The organism is Alcanivorax sp. HI0083, from assembly GCF_001635175.1.
In genome coordinates, this window is record NZ_LWFX01001516.1 from 1 (window position 1) to 1,212 (window position 1,212).

At 55.8% G+C, this 1,212-nt stretch carries 1 protein-coding gene; it reads left to right on the forward strand.

All coding sequences use genetic code 11. From position 1 onward, the window contains the following. A partial coding sequence (locus A3754_RS22860; RefSeq protein WP_197468797.1) for a GMC oxidoreductase occupies positions 1-843 on the forward strand: 843 nt, incomplete at its 5' end. Between the last annotated feature and the right edge of the window lie 369 nt (positions 844-1,212).

Here is a 1,212-nt window from a genome sequence, read left to right on the forward strand (position 1 = left end):
GCCCATGTGGCAGACATGCAGGTGGATGCGGACCTGGTGGTGTTGGCGGCGGGGGCCATTCACAGCCCGCTGATCATGCAGCGTAGCGGAGTTGAAGACCGCAGCGGGCAACTGGGCCGTAATTTGTCCATTCAGCCGTTCACCCAGGTGATGGGGAAATTCAAGGAGCCGCTTTACGGTTTCCGCGGTGCCCTGGTCGGGGTGCAGGTGGATGAGTTCACTCGCTCCGACGGCTACACCATTTTCTCGGGGCTGGCTGAGCCGGAGTCCCTCATGGCACAAGGCGATATGAAGGCCGGTAAGGCGCATATCGATTTCATGAAGGACTACAAATACTATGCTGGGGTGAACGCCTTCAGTACCGATCAGGGGCGCGGTTATGTGCAGTGGGACGGTGACGCCTATACCGGCGGCAAGACCATCCACTGGAATCCCAATCGTGAAGAGTTTGAAAACATGAAAGCGTCAGCGGCGCTGGCTGCGCGAATCTTCTTTTCCGGTGGCGCCGAGAAAGTGTTCATGCCCACCTTCCAGAGCCTGGAAGTGGATTCCGTCTTCAGTCTCGATGAAAAACTGGCGGAAGTGGATTATGGCATCAAGGGCATGTACACCTTCCGCTCTAACAGTTTTAGCCCCCATGGAACATGCCGTATGGGCGCTGACAGCTATGAATCTGTGGTGGCGCCCAACGGCGAAGTCCATGGTACTGCAGGGTTGTTCGTGGCGGATGCCAGCCTGATTCCCGAGCCCATGAGCGCGCCGCCCCAGTGGACAGTGCAAGCACTGGCCAAATACGTCAGTGATCAGATCAATGCCAAGGCAAGCAGTTATTTTATTGGTTGATTGGTAGACAAGAGCAGAATGAAAACGCGCCCGAGGGCGCGTTTTTTTATGGCTCATGTGATGGTTTCCAGGAAAAAACGCCACCCTGGATTCGATCAAGAGTGACTAGAACGTGGGCGTCTCCTGCTGACAGGGTCAGAGGCGGTGCGGGACAGGGCAAGACACTCATCAGGGGCCGAGAGCGCGCTATTGAGCGAAGGGCCGCTTATTGATAAACAGATACATTTTTGACGTGAAACCCGTGGGGATTGGCGCCTATGCCCATCGTCACTTGTGCTAGCATAAAATCACATTCCAAATTTCGATGGAGAGACACCATGGTGGGGTTTGAATTTGCCACCACGCACCGCGTGCTGGTGGAAGCGGGTG